13 protein-coding genes are annotated in these 17,398 nt (G+C 57.5%); 5 read left to right on the plus strand and 8 right to left on the minus strand.

All coding sequences use genetic code 11. From position 1 onward, the window contains the following. Positions 1–60 precede the first annotated feature (60 nt). Entirely contained in the window at positions 61–1,350 is a 1,290-nt protein-coding gene (locus EKM04_RS02370) for an MFS transporter (protein WP_183896386.1), read from the minus strand. 413 nt (positions 1,351–1,763) lie between these two features. Between EKM04_RS02370 and leuC the strand changes: the two genes are divergently transcribed. Further along, positions 1,764–3,173, plus strand: coding sequence for a 3-isopropylmalate dehydratase large subunit (gene leuC, locus EKM04_RS02375; RefSeq protein ID WP_174154316.1), 1,410 nt, complete (start codon positions 1,764–1,766; stop codon positions 3,171–3,173). A gap of 42 nt (positions 3,174–3,215) precedes the next feature. Here the strand turns inward: leuC and EKM04_RS02380 are convergent, their stop codons facing one another. Continuing rightward, positions 3,216–3,764, minus strand: coding sequence for a L,D-transpeptidase family protein (locus EKM04_RS02380; RefSeq protein WP_183896384.1), 549 nt, complete (start codon positions 3,762–3,764; stop codon positions 3,216–3,218). Positions 3,765–3,958: 194 nt separating this feature from the next. On the opposite strand from EKM04_RS02380, the gene EKM04_RS02385 reads away from it, so the two are divergent. Together EKM04_RS02385 and EKM04_RS02390 are read left to right on the plus strand one after the other, a co-directional pair. After that, on the plus strand, positions 3,959–4,642 hold the full coding sequence (locus EKM04_RS02385; protein ID WP_183896382.1) for a response regulator transcription factor: 684 nt from the start codon (positions 3,959–3,961) through the stop codon (positions 4,640–4,642). A gap of 87 nt (positions 4,643–4,729) precedes the next feature. Continuing rightward, positions 4,730–5,185, plus strand: a complete 456-nt coding sequence (locus tag EKM04_RS02390; RefSeq protein ID WP_174154313.1) for a cyclic nucleotide-binding domain-containing protein — start codon at positions 4,730–4,732, stop codon at positions 5,183–5,185. Between the two features lie 3 nt (positions 5,186–5,188). Here the strand turns inward: EKM04_RS02390 and EKM04_RS02395 are convergent, their stop codons facing one another. From EKM04_RS02395 to tesB, 6 genes are all read right to left on the minus strand, one after another. Beyond that, complete coding sequence (locus EKM04_RS02395; RefSeq protein WP_183896380.1) at positions 5,189–5,992, minus strand: exodeoxyribonuclease III; 804 nt, start codon at positions 5,990–5,992, stop codon at positions 5,189–5,191. Between the two features lie 95 nt (positions 5,993–6,087). Beyond that, positions 6,088–6,750, minus strand: coding sequence for an outer membrane lipoprotein carrier protein LolA (locus EKM04_RS02400; RefSeq protein ID WP_183896378.1), 663 nt, complete (start codon positions 6,748–6,750; stop codon positions 6,088–6,090). Between the two features lie 154 nt (positions 6,751–6,904). Next, the gene (locus tag EKM04_RS02405; protein ID WP_183896376.1) at positions 6,905–9,535 is read right to left on the minus strand and encodes an FtsK/SpoIIIE family DNA translocase; all 2,631 of its coding nucleotides are present in this window, start codon (positions 9,533–9,535) and stop codon (positions 6,905–6,907) included. A gap of 284 nt (positions 9,536–9,819) precedes the next feature. Continuing rightward, positions 9,820–11,241: an ammonium transporter gene (locus EKM04_RS02410; protein ID WP_183896374.1), complete on the minus strand. Its 1,422-nt coding sequence runs from the start codon at positions 11,239–11,241 to the stop codon at positions 9,820–9,822. Between the two features lie 28 nt (positions 11,242–11,269). Then, entirely contained in the window at positions 11,270–11,620 is a 351-nt protein-coding gene (locus EKM04_RS02415) for a P-II family nitrogen regulator (protein ID WP_174154308.1), read from the minus strand. 213 nt (positions 11,621–11,833) lie between these two features. Next, positions 11,834–12,718 carry an acyl-CoA thioesterase II gene (gene tesB / locus EKM04_RS02420; RefSeq protein ID WP_174154307.1) on the minus strand — a complete coding sequence of 295 codons (885 nt, stop codon included), beginning with the start codon at positions 12,716–12,718 and terminating at the stop codon, positions 11,834–11,836. A 59-nt stretch (positions 12,719–12,777) separates the two neighbouring features. On the opposite strand from tesB, the gene EKM04_RS02425 reads away from it, so the two are divergent. Next, the gene (locus EKM04_RS02425) at positions 12,778–14,019 is read left to right on the plus strand and encodes a ubiquinone biosynthesis hydroxylase (RefSeq protein ID WP_183896372.1); all 1,242 of its coding nucleotides are present in this window, start codon (positions 12,778–12,780) and stop codon (positions 14,017–14,019) included. A gap of 295 nt (positions 14,020–14,314) precedes the next feature. After that, positions 14,315–17,395 carry a helicase-related protein gene (locus EKM04_RS02430; RefSeq protein WP_183896580.1) on the plus strand — a complete coding sequence of 1,027 codons (3,081 nt, stop codon included), beginning with the start codon at positions 14,315–14,317 and terminating at the stop codon, positions 17,393–17,395. Positions 17,396–17,398: the final 3 nt, after the last annotated feature.

Genomic DNA, 17,398 nt, shown 5'->3' on the forward strand with positions numbered 1-17,398 from the left:
AAAGAAGGCAGTTTTTCCGCCGCTGGTAACACAGAGGGAACCAGCGGCGGTCAATATTTATCAGGCTTCTACGCCTTGTGCCTTCGCCCGTTTTGCAATCATGCGACCGGCGATGATGACGAGAACGCCTGCGACCGCTAGGCATGCGGAGAGGAAGAACATCGGTGCGATGGTGCTGCCTGTCTGGTCCTTGATCCACGGTACGACGTTCTGGGCCACGAAGCCGCCGAGATTGCCAACCGAGTTGATGGCGGCGAGGCCTGCTGCGGCCCCGGCTCCCTTCAAGAAGCGACCGGGCAGGCTCCAGAAAACGGGCTGACCCGCAAAAATGCCCGCAGCGGCGACACACAGAAAGGTGAACTGCACGACAGGTGCCGTCACAAGCGCCGACATCAGAAGGCAGAATGCGCCGATAAAGGCGGGGCCGACGATGAAGGGAATTTTGTTCTGTGCGCGATCGGCTGCTGCTGGCACGAGGTAAAGAGCAATCGCAACACCGATCCAAGGGATGATATTGATGAAGCCGTTGGTGGTGTTGGACACGCCGAAGCTCTTGACGATGGTCGGAAGCCAATAGCTGAGACCATATGCAGCCAGCGGAAAGCCGACGAAGCAGAGCGACATGAACAGGACCTGCGGATTGATCAATGCCTTGAAGCCGTTTTCAGCATTTTCTTCCATGTTGGAATTTTCAGAGGCGATACGCTTGCTCAGCCAGTCCTTCTCGTCTGGGGTCAGAAACTTCGCCTTTTCTGGCGTGTCGTCTAGATAAAAGATCGTGAAAATGCCGGCAATGACGGCGGGAACACCGGTTGCGAGGAACACCCACTCCCAGCCCGCTAGACCCATGACGCCATCGAGATCAAGCAGCATGCCGCCCAATGGGGCGCCGATGGCATTGGCGAGCGCACTGAAGATCATAAACAGGCCGACCATGCGACCGCGATAATCACGCGGGAACCAGATCGTCAAGAGATAGAGAACGCCGGGGAAGAAGCCGGCTTCGCAGGCACCCAACAAGAAGCGAAGGATGTAAAACATGGTTTGGCTATTGGTGAAGGCCAGTGCGATGGTGACCAGTCCCCAGGAGATGATGATACGGGCAAACCAGCGGCTGGCCCCGAACCGCGTCAGCAGCAGGTTGCTGGGTACTTCGAAAATGAAATAACCGATGAAAAACAGCGACGCGCCCAGACCATAGGCATATTCGCTCAAGCCCAGATCTCCGACCATTTGCAGCTTGGCGTAGCTGACATTCTGCCGGTCGATATAGGCAATAAGGTAGAGAATCCCCAGAAACGGCATCAGCCGCCAGGTGATTTTGGAAATAAGTGCCTTTTCAGATACCAAGACGTATCCTCCCTCTCACTGCGGCGCGTGCAGTTCTGATCTGATCATGGCCCCCGCCCCTCACGCCTACGTTATAGCATCGTGAAACGGCTCGGACAGACCCGAACACGCGAAAGGCGATTTTATCCCATCATGAAGAAATTGTTGCGACTGCATCGGTTCAATTCGCTCGAAACGACAATATTGCCGATGAAAAGCCGATCTGCTATGAAGGCTGAATGGGATCTAAATTCGGATGTCTCGCGCAAAACATTTTCGTTCTGCAGGACCACAAGCGCCTGCCGGCACGTTTTTTCGCGCGCATATCCGGTGCGCTTGGCGGTCGACTTACTTTCGCCTGACAGTCCGTCCAAGAGGCTGTCGGCCTTTTGCATATACCCCTTTTCCTGATACAAAATTTGGTGGATAGAGCCATGAGCGCACCTCGTACCCTTTACGACAAAATCTGGGACGACCACGTCGTCAATCGCGACCCGGATGGGACCTGTCTTCTCTACATCGACCGTCACCTTGTGCATGAGGTGACGAGCCCGCAGGCTTTTGAGGGGCTGCGGATTGCCGGGCGTCCCGTTCATTCGCCTGCCCGCACGCTGGCTGTGGTCGATCACAATGTGCCGACGACTGCCGACCGTGTTGAAGGTATCAAGAACGAGGAAAGCCGCATTCAGGTGGAAGCGCTGGCCCGCAATGCTGCGGAATTCGGCGTTGAATATTACTCCGAGCGCGACAAGCGACAGGGTATCGTTCACATCGTCGGACCCGAACAGGGCTTTACGCTGCCAGGCATGACCATCGTCTGTGGTGACAGTCACACCTCCACCCACGGCGCTTTCGGTGCCTTGGCGCATGGGATCGGCACATCTGAGGTCGAACATGTGCTGGCCACGCAGACACTGATCCAGAAGAAAGCCAAGAACATGCTGGTGCGTGTCGATGGCAAAATTCCCGATGGTGTGACGGCGAAGGACATCATCCTTGCCATTATCGGCGAAATCGGCACGGCTGGCGGCACCGGCCACGTGATCGAATTTGCTGGCGAAGCGATCCGTTCGCTTTCGATGGAGGGCCGCATGACGGTCTGTAACATGACTATCGAGGGTGGCGCACGCGCCGGTCTGGTCGCGCCTGACGAAACGACGTTCGAATACATCAAGGGCAAGCCGCGCTCACCCACCGGTGAAACGCTCGAACAGGCCATTGAATATTGGAAGACGCTGGCATCCGACGAAGGCGCGCATTACGACAAGGTCGTGGTGCTGAACGCCGCCGATCTGCCGCCGATTGTTTCCTGGGGCTCTTCGCCAGAAGATGTGATCTCCGTGCAGGGTGCGGTTCCCGATCCAGCAGACATTGCGGATGAGAACAAGCGCAATTCCAAGCAGCGCGCCCTGGAATATATGGGGCTGACGCCGGGGACGAAGATGACGGATATCGCCATCGACCGCGTTTTCATCGGTTCCTGCACCAATGGCCGCATCGAGGATCTGCGAGCAGCTGCAAAGATCGTAGAGGGTCGCAGGGTCGCACCGACGGTGTCTGCGATGGTCGTCCCCGGTTCTGGCCTGGTTAAGGAGCAGGCGGAGAGGGAAGGTCTGGACAAGATTTTCCTCGACGCGGGCTTCGAGTGGCGCGAACCTGGCTGCTCCATGTGTCTGGCTATGAATGATGACCGTCTGGCTCCCGGCGAGCGTTGCGCCTCCACCTCCAACCGCAACTTCGAGGGTCGTCAGGGTTCCAAGGGCCGCACGCACCTCGTATCGCCTGCCATGGCGGCTGCGGCTGCGGTGGCTGGCCATTTCGTGGATGTCCGCGACTGGAAGTAAGTTCTGAGGGCGGCCGAAGCAGGCCACTGTTTCGGCCGCGTGCTATAAAACCATGATCTTTCGGCCTTTATGCAGAAACGGCAAAATTCGTTGCATGTCTCGTGGATGAAAAGCAATACATCCGGCCGTCGGTTCATAGCCTGGGCGGATCATGTGCATGAAAATTGCTGAGCCAAGATTGCGGCGGCGTGACGTCACGTTCCAGTCCAGCACGAGGCAGACGTCGTAAAGGCTGTCCGACCTATACATCTCTTCGTGACTGTTCTTGAACGGCGCCTTGACCAGCCTGTTGTAATTGGGATGATCAGGCGCATCGCACCAGAGCATAGTGCTTTGTATGCGATGCATCTTAAGCGATGTGCTGAATGTTGGCGTGCTGTTACCCCGGTGAAAGCCGTAAAGAAATGCCATGGTGGCGATGGGTGTTTTCCCGTCGCCCTCGCGTTTTCGAATTGTACGCCCATTGCGACCGATGGCCGCAGGGAACGTCAGTTGGCCCAATTGCAGCAAAGCGCGGCTTTTGTTGCCCGGTGCTGGACGGACAAGCAGTTTCGAGCTCGTTTTTTGCTGTTTTTCCGTGCGTCTGATCATCATTCTCACGAGATTTTGCTTTGCAGGTGTGCCAACGTGACCTCATAGCTCGGTGTTATAGTGTGACAAAGGGTTGACGTTTCGGTGTCAAACCGCTGAATTGGTTCACGAAAGCGAAAAGCATATCGATCCTGGTCACACCTGCGCTCTGGCGCGATTTGCTTTTAATATAAAATGAAAGGCTGAGATATCCCATGACGGCCCGTACACTTCTTCTGGTAGATGACGATGACGACCTCCGCGAAACGCTTGCCGAGCAATTGTCTCCCTATGATGAGTTCAATCTTCTGACCGGAGCTAACGCCAATCATGCAATACAGACCGCGAAATCCGCGCAGGTCGATCTGCTGATCATGGATGTCGGGCTACCTGATATGGACGGGCGCGAGGCAGTGAAGCTGATGCGCAAGAATGGTTTCAAGGCCCCGATCATCATGCTGACTGGCCATGACACCGATTCCGACACGATTCTGGGTCTAGAGGCGGGCGCCAACGATTATGTGACGAAGCCTTTCCGCTTTGCCGTGTTGCTTGCCCGCATTCGGGCACAGCTTCGTCAGTACGAGCAGAGCGAAGATGCAGTATTTACCGTCGGCCCCTACCAGTTCAAGCCCAGCCAGAAGCTGCTGACCACGGAAGACGGCAAGAAAATACGCTTGACGGAAAAGGAAGCGGCCATCATTCGTTATCTCTACCGCGCTGGCAGCGCCGTGGTGACGCGCGACGTGCTTCTGGAAGAGGTCTGGGGATATAATTCGGGTGTGACAACACACACGTTGGAAACCCATGTCTACCGCCTCCGCCAGAAAATCGAGCGAGATCCATCGAATGCGGAGCTACTGGTCACCGAAAACGGTGGCTACAAGATTGTGCCGTAACGATAATTCCGGCGGTGCGGCTCTTGTCTTGGCCGCTCCGTTGTTCGAAAACCAGTGCTATTATCAGGTCTTGAGGTTTCAAACGATATGGCACTGAACGACGATATCCATCTTCTGGCGCAGGTGCCCCTTTTTCAAGGGTTTAGCGACGACCAGCTGCGCCTGATCGCGTTCGGTGCCGAAAGGCGCAGGATTGCCGAGGGACAGGCTTTGTTTCGCGAACACTCTCCGGCAGAATGCGGCTTCGTCATCGCGCGTGGCGGCTTTGATCTCTACAGCACGGGACGCCATGGCAAGCCAGAGCTACAAGCCCGACCACAGACAGGGTCATTGCTGTCGGAACTTGCACTGTTTACGCTGTGCGAACGCAAATACACGGCGGTCGCACATGAAGATTCCGAAGTGATCCGCATTACCCGCATCCTTTTCCACCGCATGATCGAAGAGTTTCCCGACGTCGCCGACGTAGTCCTCACCCGTATTCGCGATAATATTGCGGGACTTTCCTCAGGTGCGACCGCTCTTCAGGGGCGGTTTTCTTAAACCTCAGAACTTGAAATGCGCGGTGACCGGAACATGATCCGAGGGGCGGTTCCAGCCGCGGGCTTCACGCAGGATTTCGATTCGGTCCAGAGATGGCCCAAGATCCTGCGATGACCAGATATGGTCAAGGCGGCGGCCACGATTTGCTGCTTCCCAGTCCTTGGCGCGGTAGCTCCACCACGTGTAGATTTTTTCGGTCTCCGGCACGTTGAGGCGCATAAGGTCCAGCCAGTTGCCTTTTTTCATGATCTCCAGCAGACCTTCGGTCTCGACAGGTGTGTGGCTGACGATTTTGAGAAGCTGTTTATGAGACCAGACGTCGTGTTCCAGCGGTGCGATGTTGAGGTCGCCGACGAGGATCGACGAGGTGCCTGGAATGCTATCTGCAGTCAGCCCCTTCATTTCTTCGATGAAGTCGAGCTTGTGGCCGAATTTCGGGTTGATCGAGCGATCTGGCTCGTCACCGCCTGCGGGAACATAGAAGTTGTGAAGGCGGATTTTGCGCGAGCCGACCTTTACGATGCCGGATATGTGGCGCGCGTCGCCGATGCCGCAGTAGTCCTGCCGATGATCTTCCGTCAGCGGCAGTTTCGAGGCGATGGCCACGCCGTGGTAGCCCTTCTGGCCGTGAATGATGACGTGCTCGTAGCCCAAGGCTTTCAGGGGCTTGAGGGGAAACTCGCCATTCGGGCATTTCGTTTCCTGAAGGCAGAGCACATCCGGCTTGTAACGCACCAGAAACTGCTCAACGATCGGCATGCGCAGCCGCACCGAGTTGATGTTCCAGGTGGTGATCGAAAAGGTCATGCCTGCGCTCCGTTGGTCCTTCAAGACAAGGTGGAGGCAGGCTTATTACATCGGCCAGAAAACGGAAATGCTTTTCTCGTCCTTTTGGTAGTGCATTAGCCGCGACTGCGGACTTCCTCATAGTTGATGGCAAAGACCTTGTCGTCCAGAGCCATACCGGTCTGAACATTAAAAATCATGACCGTTGTATCCTTGTTCTGCGCGTCCGTTGTGGTCCACTGGCGCAGATCGAACGTCTTGGGATCGAACATCAGCGTGATCGTCGAATCGCCGAAGATGCTTTTGTCGCCTAAGACGATGGTCGTCAGGTCAGACTCCTGCTTGACGTCGCGGACCTTCTGGTTGCCCAGATCGATCTTATCGGAGAGGAGTAAGCTGAGGGGTGTCTTCGACAGCGGGTAGAGGTCCCAGGTGTTCAGCTTGTTGTTGCCGATGACGACATTCTTGCCATCTGAGATAACGCGCATAGGCGAGGGGTCTTCATAATTGAAACGGAGCTTGCCTGGACGGGCGATGTAGAATTTTCCACCGGTCTGTTCACCGCGCGGGCCGAACTGCACGAATTCACCCATCATGGTTTTGACGGAAGAGAAGTGACTGGCGATCTTCTGGGCAGTGGCGTCCTGCGCAAGGGCCGTCAGCGGCTGAAGTGCTGCCAGAGCTGCCGTTGCGGAAAACAGGGTCATCAAGCCGCGACGCGTCATGCTGCCATCAAGGCCGCAAGACTGCGCGGAAACGACCGGGAAATTCTTTTTCATTTTTTTCTCCTTTATCGTTTCTTCTCTGCCAAAAAAACGCGGCGTCTTCATGACATAACCGACTGATATAACGCCGGAACGCGATCTTGGTTGCTGACATCGACGTGAACGAAATCATCCTTGGTGAGACCGTGCAAATACGAGGTTCCGCGCATCAATCCTGCTCGGTCGGCACCAGAATTTCGCGCTTTCCGGCATGGTTGGCAGGGCCGATGATGCCTTCCTGCTCCATGCGTTCGATAAGCGATGCGGCGCGGTTGTAGCCGATGCCCAGACGACGCTGCACATAGGAGGTGGATGCCTTCCCATCGCGCAGCACGACGGCAACGGCCTGATCGTAAGGGTCTTCCGAATCAGCCATGTTGCTGGTGCCCGCAGGGCCGCCGCCATCCTCGTCCTCATCCTCTTCGGTGATGGATTCCAGATATTCCGGCGATCCCTGGGTCTTGAGGTAAGCGACGATATCTTCCACCTCGTTATCGGCCACGAAGGGGCCGTGGACGCGCTGGATACGCCCGCCACCAGCCATGTAGAGCATGTCACCCATGCCCAGCAGCTGTTCGGCACCCTGCTCGCCCAAAATGGTACGGCTGTCGATCTTGGATGTGACCTGGAAGGAGATACGGGTCGGGAAGTTGGCCTTGATTGTGCCGGTGATGACGTCCACCGACGGGCGTTGTGTGGCCATGATGACGTGAATGCCGGCGGCACGGGCCATCTGTGCCAGACGCTGCACCGCGCCTTCGATGTCCTTGCCGGCAACCATCATCAGGTCGGCCATTTCATCAATGATGACGACGATGTAGGGCAGGGGCTTCAGGTCGAATTCTTCGGTCTCGTACATGGCCTCGCCGGTCTGGCGGTCAAAGCCGGTCTGTACGGTACGCGTCAGAACCTCGCCCTTGTCCAGCGCCTGCTGGACCCTGGTGTTGAAGCCATCGATGTTGCGGACACCGATCTTCGACATCTTCTTGTAGCGCTCTTCCATCTCGCGGACGGTCCATTTCAGCGCCACGACGGCCTTCTTGGGATCGGTAACGACAGGTGAGAGCAGATGCGGGATGCCGTCATAGACGGAGAGTTCCAGCATTTTCGGGTCGATCATGATGAGGCGGCACTGTTCCGGTGTCATGCGATAGAGCAGCGACAGGATCATCGTGTTGATGGCGACCGATTTACCGGAGCCGGTGGTTCCGGCGACGAGCAGATGCGGCATCTTGGCCAGATCGGCGATGACGGCTTCGCCGCCAATGGTCTTGCCGAGTGACATCGGCAGCTTGGCCTTGTTGTTTTCAAAATCGCGCGACGCGATCAACTCGCGCAGATAGACGGTTTCGCGGATCTTGTTGGGAAGTTCGATACCGATGGCGTTACGGCCGGGCACCACGGCCACGCGGGCGGCGATTGCGCTCATGGAACGAGCGATATCGTCAGCCAGGCCGATCACGCGCGAGGATTTGATGCCGGGTGCTGGCTCCAGCTCGTACATGGTGACGACAGGACCGGGACGGACGTGGATGATCTCACCCTTGACGCCAAAATCCTCCAGCACGCCTTCCAGCCTGCGGGCATTCTGCTCGAGAACTTCAGCGCTCAGCGTATTGTCACGAACGACGCTCTTGGGCTCTGCGAGAAGATGAACAGAAGGAAGCTGGAAGCCGTCTCTGGCGATAAAGGATGGCTGAGCATCACGGGCAAGGCGCTCGCTCGGCTTGGGCCGGGCCGAGGGTGGGGTGATGCGGGTTTGGCCAACTGGTGGGCGGGCAATGAATTTCGGGTCGCCGGACAGCACACCATCGGGAAGGCTGTCGTCGTCCTCGTCGCTGTTTATATCATCATCCATGGAAATTGATGGCGGCGTGATTTCGCGCCGCGCACGGGCCTCTGCGCGCTCTTCAAAGGATGGGTCGGCACGTTCCAGTCGGTTGATAGCCGTTTTCAGACGCGATGGCTCGTTCAACGTTCCAAACTCGTAGTCGTTGAAGTCGTAGGGCTGTTCGAACTCGTTGCGCATTGACTTCGGCTTGAGGCCAAACAGGCGGCGGAATCGGGCCTGGGTAATATAGCAGTAGTGGGTCATTGCGCCGAAGGCGAGCAGGCTGCCGAAGAAGCCGTCGCCATCGTCTTCTTCCTCATCGGCGACCTCCTGCACCTTGCGCGCTTTGCTGGGCGCTGCGGTCTGCGCGACGGGGATATCCTCCTCGTCATCGGGAGAGCCGAGGAGGCCGGAGGCGAACAGCATGAGCCATATGGCAGGCACTGCGAAGATAGCGCCGAGGATAGTGGCAAACGTGCCTGTGGGATACGCGCCAATGAAGAGAGCAGGAAACCGCAGGATCATGTCGCCGATGACACCGCCGATGCCATTGGGCAATGGCCATGTCAGTGGTGCGGGGAAGCAGCCGAGTGACGCGGAAGCAATGAAAGCGCCGCTCAACCAGGCAACCAGGCGGGCCGGAATGCGGTTGAACCTGCGACCGGAAATCAGCGCGAATGCCCATGCCAGGATAGGCAGCATGGCGATGAGCGCCGAAAGCCCTAAGAACTGCATCATGATGTCGGCAAAGATGGCGCCGCCATGTCCCAGCAGATTGGTGGGCGCATTGCCGGTGGCGTAGGACAGACTGGGGTCTGCGACATTCCATGTGGCCAGCGCCGTGATGCCGAGTGCCAGTATCGCCAGCAGTGCAAAGCCGCCCAGCGCCATGATCTGGCGCACGACAAATGCCGTCAAGATGAAGCGGCCGTCACGACCGTCGAATGTCGGAGTGTTCACTCTGTCCATGTCCTGAGCCCGTTGGTCCTTAGATCGTTTTCGCATTTCCGGAAGAAAAGCCTGTCTCTGCTGTTCCTGAAATGCTTCTGCTTGCGTCCAAAATGTGCCAGTGCGGCAATGGGGATGACAGAACAAAATAACGGGCCGGTGGTTAATATGGCATTAACCATGGAAACATCGAATGTTGCTGGTGGATTTTGATGTTGCTCAACGCGAAAAAGCCCGGTCGGTGCCGGGCTTTTCCTGTCTTTGGCGTGGGCCATTGGTCTTTGGACCAGGCCGGTGTCCTTGACTTACGAGTGGTAAGCCGCTTCGCCGTGGGTTGCGAGGTCGAGACCTTCGCGTTCGGCCTCGACCGGAACGCGCAGACCAACAACCAAATCAACGATCTTGTAGAGGATGATGGAGCCGATACCGGACCATGCAACAGTAACGAGAACGCCCTTGAGCTGCGCCCAGACCTGGGTTGCCGTACCGGCATAGCTGGCGGCGAAGTCGGCCGTGGAATAATCAACGATGCCAGCGCCGCCCAGAGCCGGGTTGACGAACACGCCGGTTAGCAGAGCCCCGATGATGCCGCCAACGCCATGGACGCCAAAGACGTCCGCGGTGTCGTCATAGCCGAACTTGTTCTTCACCGTGGAGACGAAGAAGTAGCAGACCGGAGAAACGATCAGGCCCATGATGATCGCACCCATCGGGCCGACGAAACCGGCAGCAGGCGTGATGACGACGAGACCGGCAACGGCGCCCGATGCAGCACCGAGCATGGAAGCCTTGCCACGGGTAAAGTTTTCCACCAGTGCCCAGCCGACAATGGCAGCGGCCGTTGCAACGAAGGTGTTGATCATCGCCAAGGCTGCATAAGCGTTGGATTCCAGGTTGGAACCAGCGTTGAAGCCGAACCAGCCGACCCACAGAAGGGCTGCGCCAACCATGGTCAGGGTCATGGAGTGCGGAGCCATCATGTCCTTGCCGAAGCCTGTGCGCTTGCCAACCATGATCGCGCCAACCAGACCGGCGATTCCGGCGTTGATGTGAACGACTGTACCGCCGGCGAAGTCGATTGCGCCAAAGCCGAAGATGAGGCCGGTTGGGCCGTCATACGCGCTTGGGCCGCCCCAGAACCACACCATGTGGGCAATCGGGAAGTAAACGAATGTCAGCCACAGGATGGTGAAGAGGATGACTGCGGAAAACTTAATGCGTTCTGCGAAGGCACCGACGATCAGCGCCGGGGTGATGGCGGCAAATGTCATCTGGAAGCAGACGAAAACCAGCTCGGGAATGGCCGAACCCTTGGTGAAGCTTTCCGACAGGGTCGTGGTATCGACACCCGCGAGGAACATCTTGGAGAAGCCGCCGACGAAGCTGTTCATCGAGCCCCCATCGGTGAAGGCCAGAGAGTAACCGTAAGTGACCCAGACGATCATCGCAACGGCCGCGATCATCATGACCTGCATCAGCACCGACAGCATATTCTTGGTACGGACGAGACCACCATAAAACAGCGCCAGGCCCGGAACGATCATGAGCAGGACCAGAATGGTCGAGATCAGCATCCACGTCGTGTCACCCTTATCGACCGTCATGGCCGGGGCAGCGGCTGCAACTGCAGGCGCCGCAGCGTCCTGGGCAAAGGCAAAAGCGGGGGCGAGAAGGGCCGCCGCACCGGCACCAAGCCGGCTGAGTGTTAAAATTCTGTTGAATGGCATGGTTTGAAAACTCCCCTGTCAGCCGAGCTTAAAGCGCTTCTGTGTTTGTTTCGCCGGTACGGATGCGCACGGCCTGTTCAATCGAGTAGACAAAAATCTTGCCGTCGCCGATTTGCCCCGTCTTGGCAGAGGCTGCGATGGCCTCGACAGCCTTTTCGACGAGATCGGAAGCAACGGCGATTTCAATCTTCAACTTGGGAAGAAAGCTGACCGCATATTCGGTGCCGCGATAGATTTCGGTGTGGCCCTTCTGGCGTCCGTAACCCTTGACCTCGGTCACCGTCAGGCCCTGAATGCCGACGCCGGTCAGTGCTTCGCGCACTTCGTCCAGCTTGAACGGCTTGATAATGGCCATCACAATTTTCATCTGGTTTCCCATCCTTTGTTTGTCCTCGGCGCAGAGCCGATTCTCCTCGACGCTGGCTGATCAGTAACAGCGACTGCTCCCCTACATTCAAGGCGCGTGCCAATTCGAGATGGGTTTTTTAAGTTATTGATTTAAAACAATAATAATAAATAAGATTGAAAAATGGGCAACCAAATGCGCCGATGTCGCGCAATCGCTGTGCAAAATTAAAAAAATGATTAAGAATTAATCATTTGCTATTTTGCGGATCAGACCTTCCTGCGCCATGGATGCGACGAGAACACCATCGCGTGTAAACAGGCTGCCGCGCGTCAACCCACGTGCACCAGAGGCGCTGGGGCTGTCCTGGGTGTAAAGCAACCAGTCATCGAGTTTGCAGGGGCGGTGGAACCACATGGCGTGGTCGAGGCTGGCGGCCTGGATGGCCGGATCGAAAATCGTCGTTCCGTGGGCGTAGAGTGATGTGTCGAGCAGGGTCATGTCCGAGAGATAGGCAAGAACCGATGTCTGGTAATGCCGATCATCAGGAACCTGCCCGACGGCTCTTACCCAGATATCCTGTCTCGGATCGAGCTTTTCCTTTGAGACGTAGTGCGCCAGCGAGACGGGTCGAATTTCGATAGGACGCTTATTTTCCCAGTATTTTCGAATGGCGGGCGGTGCCTTGGCCAGAAACGCGTCGCGCATCTGCTCCTCGCTCATCAGGTCTTCCGGCTGTAACACCTTGGGGATCGATGCCTGATGATCGAAACCGTCCTCGTCGCTCTGGAAGGAGGCCGACATGGAGAAGATTGGCTTGCCGTGCTGGATGGCAACGATGCGGCGGGTAGCGAAGCTCGCGCCATCGCGAATACGGTCTACCTGATAGACGATGGGAACGAGTGGGTCACCGGGGCGCATGAAATATGCGTGGAGGGAGTGAACGAAGCGTTCCGCGCACACCGTGCGTTGGGCGGCCATCAGGGCCTGGGCAATGACCTGACCGCCGAAAACCCTTTGCCAGCCGACCTGCGGGCTCGTGCCGCGAAACAGGTTTTCTTCAAGTTTTTCCAGATCCAACGTGGAGATAAGATTTTCCAGCGGGGCTGTGTTTTCAAAAGGGCGCGACATTTTCGACATGCTCCAGCTGTAGGAAGACGTAAGTCCATGGTCTATAGTGCCTTGGTAATATGCACAAGAATGCAGGGAGAGACGCGATGCTGGATGTGGTTGTTGCAGGTGGTGGATATGTTGGACTAGGCGTTGCTGTTGCCATCAAGCAGGGCGCACCTCATCTGAACGTAGAAGTCATCGAGGCCGCGCCGGAGGATGTCTGGAAGAAGGATATGCGGGCGTCGGCCATCATTGCGGCGGCATCGCGGATGCTGGATGTGTTCGGTGTCTGGCAGGAGCTGGTTCCGGAAGCGCAGCCAATCAACAGGATGATCGTGACGGATTCCAGGACATCGGATCCGGTCCGCCCGGTGTTTCTGACCTTCGATGGAGACGTCGCCGATGGCCAGCCCTTCGCGCACATGGTGCCCAATGTCGCCATGGTGGGCGCATTGCGCGGGCTATGCGAGCGGCTCGGCGTAACGATCCGACACGGTCTGGGTGTTTCCGGCTTCGAGGCCGGACATCACAGCAATCTCGTGACGCTTTCCGATGGCTCCACGCTGGAAACACGACTGCTGGTGGCCTGCGATGGTGTCCGCTCGGCGCTTCGCGATATGGCTGGCATCAAGACGGTCCATTGGACCTATGATCAGTCCGGCATTGTCACGACCGTGGAACATGAACGTCCGCATGAAGGTTGTGCCGAAGAGCATTTCCTGCCGTCCGGCCCGTTTGCCATTCTGCCGCTGAAGGGCAATCGTTCGTCGCTGGTATGGACAGAGCGCACAGCGGACGCCGACCGACTGGTGGCCTCCGACGATCTGGTCTTTGAGGAGGAGCTGGAGCGGCGCTTCGGTCACAAGTTAGGGCCTCTCAGACCTGTCGGCCCACGGCGGGCCTTTCCGCTTGGGCTGACGCTGGCCCGCGCTTTCGTGGCGCCACGTCTGGCATTGGCCGGTGATGCGGCGCATGGTATTCACCCGATTTCGGGGCAAGGGCTCAACCTCGGCTTCAAGGATGTGGCAGCACTCGCCGAAACCGTCGTCGAGGCGGATCGTCTCGGCCTCGATATCGGGTCGCTGAACGTGCTGGAGCGCTATCAGTCTTGGCGGCGATTTGACACGGTGCGCATGGGCATCACCACGGATGTGCTCAACCGGCTGTTTTCCAATGATGTCGCCCCCATTCGTGTGGTGCGTGACTTCGGCTTGGGTATCGTCGACCGAATTCCGGGCCTCAAATCCTACTTCATTGGACAGGCAGCTGGGACCAACGAAAAGGGTGGTCCGAGATTGTTGACCGGTCAGCCGCTTTAATCCAGCAACCACGATTCAGGATTTGGTGGGTAGCGGGGTTCAAGCGGGCCAGATAGTGTCGTGAACAAAAGCCGAATCTGTAACATTATCGATTCGTCTCTGATTCGTTCGCAACATGTTCCAGTCGTGGGATACGTGGCAAAAACCGAAGCGAACGAGCCTTTCGCGCGGTTACGCCTTGCCTTTGCGCGCAACGATGGCCATGTGTTGTGTCACAGGCGGACGGAACGGTTCCGAATGGTTCTCAAACAGCAGTTCAGTCGATCTTACGGATAATACGTTGAATTCTCGCCCCATGATCTTGAGCGGCCGCGGTGTTACGGCCGTTCTTGGCCCAACCAATACCGGCAAGACGCATTACGCCATCGAGCGCATGGTTGCCTATGGAAGCGGTGTCATCGGCCTGCCTCTGCGGCTGCTTGCCCGCGAGGTCTACACGCGGCTTGTAGAAAAGGTCGGGGCGCCAAACGTCGCGTTGATTACCGGCGAAGAGAAGATCAGCCCTCCCAAAGCGCAATATTTTGTCTGTACCGTCGAGGCCATGCCGCGTGAAACAACGGCTGCCTTCGTCGCCATCGATGAAGTGCAACTGGCGGGGGACCTCGAGCGAGGGCATATCTTCACCGACCGCATTCTGCATCTTCGCGGGCGTGAACAGACATTGCTTCTGGGGGCGGGCACCATGCGGCCCATTCTGGAAAAGCTTTTGCCCGGCATCGTCGTGGTCGAGCGTCCCCGGCTTTCACAGCTGTTTTATGCCGGTCAGAAGAAAATTACCCGTCTGCCACAGCGCACTGCCATCGTCGCGTTTTCCGCCGATGAGGTCTACGCCATTGCCGAGCTGGTGCGCCGCCAGCGTGGTGGTGCGGCTGTGGTGCTGGGTGCTCTTTCGCCGCGCACCCGTAATGCGCAGGTCGGGCTCTATCAAAACGGCGATGTCGAGTATCTCGTTGCGACCGACGCGATCGGCATGGGTCTCAACCTCGACGTCGATCATGTTGCCTTTGCGCAGGACCGTAAATTCGACGGCTATCAGTTTCGCAACCTGAATGCAGGTGAGATGGGGCAGATCGCCGGTCGTGCCGGTCGCCACCTTCGCGATGGCACATTCGGCGTGACGGGGCAGGTCGATCCATTCGACGACGAGCTTGTGCACCGTGTCGAATCACATCAGTTCGATTCGGTCAAAGTTCTGCAATGGCGCACCAAGAACTTCGATTATTCATCTATTACTAATTTGCGCGCAAGCCTTGATGTGGCACCGACGGTTCAAGGGCTGACCCGCGCCTTGCCTGCCATCGACCAGCAGGCTCTGGAGTATCTTGCGCGCTATCCCGAAATCGTCGACATAACCACCAACTCCGCGCGCGTGGAAAAACTGTGGGAGGCCTGTGCCTTACCGGATTTTCGCCGCATCGCGCCAGCACAGCATGCCGACTTGATTTCGACACTCTATTTCGACCTCGTGAAGCGCGGCACCGTCAACGAGGATTTCATGGCCGAACAAGTGCGGCGGGCGGACCGCACCGACGGAGAGATCGATACGCTTTCTGCAAGGATTGCGCAGATCAGAACATGGACGTATGTATCAAACCGCCCAGGATGGCTTGCCGATCCGACACACTGGCAAGAAAAGACTCGGGAAATCGAAGATCGATTGTCCGATGCTTTACATGAAAGGTTGACGAAACGCTTTGTTGATCGCAGGACATCTGTGCTCATGAGGCGCCTAAGAGAGAATGCGATGCTTGAAGCTGAAATCAGTGTGAATGGTGATGTCTTTGTTGAAGGACATCATGTCGGCCAATTGGCGGGTTTCCGGTTTACACCGGTGGCCGGAGCCGAAGGGCCAGATGCCAAGGCTGTGCAAGGCGCAGCGCAGAAGGCGCTTGCGCTGGAATATGAGGCGCGTGCTGCGCGCCTGCATGCCAGTGGCAACGGCGATCTCGCGTTAAGCTCTGATGGTCTGGTCCGCTGGTTGGGTGAGCCTGTCGCTCGTCTGACGTCTGGCGACAATATCATGAAGCCGCGCGTCCTCATGCTTGCCGACGAGCAGTTGAGCGGCAACGCGCGTGATCATGCCATTGCCCGCGTCGAGCGCTTCGTGAACCACCAGATCGCAACCGTGCTGAAGCCGCTGGACGATATTTCCCGCGCCGAAGACCTTCAGGGTCTGGCGAAGGGTCTGGCGTTCCAGCTTGTGGAAAATCTCGGCGTTCTGTTCCGTCGCGATGTGACCGAAGAGGTCAAGACGCTGGATCAGGACGCACGTGCCTCCATGCGCCGTTATGGCATTCGTTTCGGTGCCTACCATGTGTTTCTTCCCGCATTGCTCAAGCCCGCCCCTGCTGAACTGGTGACGTTGCTCTGGGCCTTGAAGAATGACGGTCTCGGAAAGCCGGGTTACGGCGATCTTATTCCTGTTCTCGCAGCAGGTCGTACATCTGTCGTAACGGACCCAAGCTTCGAGCGGATGTTCTACAAGCTCGCAGGCTTCCGTTTCCTTGGGAAGCGCGCCGTTCGTATCGATATTCTGGAGCGTCTTGCTGATCTCATCCGTCCGCTTTTGCAATGGAAGCCGGGGACGCAGCCACGTCCTGAAGGCGCCTATGATGGCCGTCGTTTCACCACCACCACTGCCATGCTGTCCATTCTGGGCGCGACGCTTGATGATATGGAAGAGATTCTGAAGGGTCTGGGCTACCGTGCCGATCAGGTCAGCGCTGAGGATGCTGCCGCGTTCCTTGGCGACCAGCGCAGTGATGCTGCAAAGACCGAGGCACCGGCTGCTGCTGTTGAAGAGCCTGTACAGCATGATGATGCCGATGCCGAGACGCCTTCGGAAGCACCCGTTGCTAAAGCCGTTGCAGAGGCTCCTGTCGATGTGACAGCAGAAGAAACACCATCGGCTGCGGAAGCATCCGAGACAGTGACAGAGACGGCACAGGAGCCAGCGGCTGAGGTTGCAGAGCCGAAGCCGGTTCTCTTGTGGCGTCCAGGCGGCCGCAACGATACCCAGCGCAGCGACAACCGTCGTCCCGGCAATCGTGGACAGGGTGAACGCCGTGCCGACGGTGGCGAAGACCGCAAGTCCCAGCCGCGTGGCAATGCTGGTCGTGATGGTGCCCCCCGTGACAATGCAGCCCGTGACGGAGATCGCAAACGCGATGGTGGTCGCCCAGACCGCAACAACAGCAATCGCAACGATCGTCCCGATCGCGGCGAGCGCAAGGACCGGCCTGACCGTAACGATCGTGGTGGAAAGCCGCAGGGTCAGCAGCGTTTCGAAGCCAAGCCACCACGCAAGGAGAAGCCGGTGGATCCGGATTCGCCTTTTGCCAAGCTGGCTGCTCTGAAAGACCAGTTGAAGAAGTAAACC

This window comes from Rhizobium skierniewicense Ch11, from assembly GCF_023757665.1.
Classification (GTDB): domain Bacteria; phylum Pseudomonadota; class Alphaproteobacteria; order Rhizobiales; family Rhizobiaceae; genus Agrobacterium; species Agrobacterium skierniewicense.